This window comes from Luteibacter sp. P4_D7_3 (assembly GCF_056401735.1).
On the sequence record NZ_JBFUIT010000453.1, the window covers coordinates 1 to 2,399 of the forward strand.

At 62.0% G+C, this 2,399-nt stretch carries 3 protein-coding genes; all 3 read right to left on the reverse strand.

Annotated features, from left to right (window positions below; all coding sequences use genetic code 11):
• The coding region (locus AC1DSN_RS21390; RefSeq protein ID WP_477332753.1) for an asparagine synthase-related protein at positions 1-1,548 on the reverse strand (1,548 nt) is incomplete at its 3' end.
• An 82-nt stretch (positions 1,549-1,630) separates the two neighbouring features.
• Positions 1,631-1,795, reverse strand: coding sequence for a hypothetical protein (locus tag AC1DSN_RS21395; RefSeq protein ID WP_157503905.1), 165 nt, complete (start codon positions 1,793-1,795; stop codon positions 1,631-1,633).
• Between the two features lie 180 nt (positions 1,796-1,975).
• The coding region (locus tag AC1DSN_RS21400; protein ID WP_477332755.1) for a YciE/YciF ferroxidase family protein at positions 1,976-2,399 on the reverse strand (424 nt) is incomplete at its 5' end.

The following is a 2,399-nucleotide window of genomic DNA, read 5'->3' on the forward strand; positions in this document are numbered from 1 at the left end:
CAACCAGAGAAACGAAGCAAACGCCGACGTAGCCGGATGCGACCGGCTATCGGTAATTGTTTCCAGCAAGCCGAGTACCGCATTCCGATCCACCAACCCCAGATCAGCCAGCGCGCACTCCTTCAATTGCTTAGCCAGCCTCCCGGCATGCTGTGCAATCAAAGGCGGTAAGACATCAGCGAATGTCTCCTTCAGATACCCCCTGGGAAACACATCTCCACCGAGATGGCTCTCAAGATACCGTCGCATGACCTCCCTCCCCTCACGACTGCTCCGCGGCAGTCGATGGCATAGGCGGGCAAGCCGCGGATCACTCAGTGGGTGAACCGGCCACTGTCCATGCTTCAGCAGATCCGGCGCGCGGCATGCGTTTGCCAGCAGCGATGTCACGGGCACCGGACTTGCCGGTGCATCGAACAGTGGGAGGTTGCGTGCCGCGGCCAGCGCGCGTGGCGTGAGCAGATCTTCTGCATAGCTGCGGGCATCGCGTGCCCACATCGGCCCCTTCGCGGCGCCGACGGAGATCTCGTCAAGGTACGCCGGGAACAATTCGTCCCCTCCAACGCCGGTAAAAAGCGTATGACGCCCTTTGTCGCGAGCTGAAGCCCACAGCGCCGAACACGCCTCCAGGTAGAACTCGCGACAAAAGCCATGGGGCTCCCGCGGCGCGCTCAGGGCGAGGTTAGGGGGAAAGGCCGTGATGTCGACTACGTGATCGGATAGGCGCAGCCGCTCCACCATGAGCTGCCGGCGCCGCACCTGCGGGGCGCGAACCTCGCCGTCAAGCAGAATACCCTTGCTATCGATGTCGTTGTGAAGGCTCGCGAGCGCAACGGCGACCGTCGCCGAATCCATACCCCCGCTCAGCTCAAGCGACACACTCCCGTCGAGCCATGGCCGCAACTGCACGGCACGCCGCAACGCTTCGGCAAACCGCGGCAGCATGTCCTCACCGGCGTCCACCGCGGGACCACCTTCCTCTATCGAGTCGGGATAGCGAAACCGTGCCCTGCCCGGCTCTACGTGCAGCGAGGCGCGCTCGGTGAGCAACACCACGCCGGTGTACAACTGCCGCGCGGCGTAGGTGGTGCGCAGGGCCAGCTGGTGGCTCGCCACCTCCATGTCGAGCACGGCTGGGCGGTCGGCAAAATCCGCTGAGTCCCAGGATACGGCGAGCCGCTCATCCGTTGCCCTGCAATAGACAGGCGCCGTGYCAAGCATGCCGGCACAAATGCGCAGGCGGTGCCCTGCCTGGGCAACCTCGATCAGCACATAGTCGAGGGGCCAAAGCATGCATTCCCGATGAAGCGAACGATACGCCGTTTCATCCTGCGCATCGACGACAGCACCATGTCCCTTCGTGCTGCTAGCGGTATCGGCCGTGCGCTCCCTGACCACGATGAACCAACGGCCTGGCGACCGTACCAAGAGCGTCTCAAGCATCGGATGGGCGTACGGGGCAACACGGCTTGAACCTATCGCCAGGTGATCGTCATGCCACGCGGGCTCGAGCGCCAGATCAGCTAACGCGATATCCGCCTTGAGCACCAGCCAACTCCTTCGAAGAAAAAGCCGCCTCGTTGACGAGGCGGCTTCGGTGTCTTATGACAGACGCGACTACGCTCAGGGCTTAGCCCCAATCGCCACCGCTATGCGTGGAACCGATGCGGCCGATATCACCGACATCATCGATCTTCGGTGCCCACTTTGCTGCCGTGGTACCAAGCTGCAACGGACCTTCGACCTGTACACCGAAGGGATTGGCGTCGTGCATCAGCTGGTCGCGCTTATCCATGAGAACGCTCCGAAGTTTGTAGGCCGCCATAATGCGGCTCATCGAACCTAGCACAGGCTTCCTAAGGCGCGACGGCCAAGTGCTATGCAATTTCGGTTTGCGCGTCACCGAAAAACACGGTGGGCGAATCCCGCCCACCGCACGGCTGTCGGCATCAACGCCGATGGCACTCAAAGCGTGTCAGGCCTTCTCGACTTGCTTTTGCTTCCCGAGCTGCTCACTGAGCAAGGTCAGCTTTTCATCGGCAGCCTTCTCTTCCTTCAGAGTGGCCAGGAGAAGTGGCACGGCCTTGGTATAGCCCAGCTGGGTAGCCAATGCTGCGAGGGTGCCGTAGGAGGCAATCTCGTAGTGCTCGACCTTGTTGCCGCCGCCGATGAGTGCGACGTCACGCAGTGCGCCCTTTTCGATCTCTTCAATCACTTCCTTGCCCTCCTCCACCAAACCTTCCATGGCGGCGCACTTCATACGCTTGAGCTTGATGCCAAGGAGCTCGACGATTTCGTCGATGCGCTCGACCTGGCCCTGGGTTTCTTCCAGGTGGGAGGTAAAGGCTTCGGCGAGCTTCGGGGACGACGATGCGCGGGCCAGGCGGGGAAGCGCTTTC

Excerpts from the sequence above, each read along its gene's own strand:
- AC1DSN_RS21395 (WP_157503905.1), bottom strand. The coding sequence starts at position 1,795 with ATGGATAAGCGCGACCAGCTGATGCACGACGCCAATCCCTTCGGTGTA.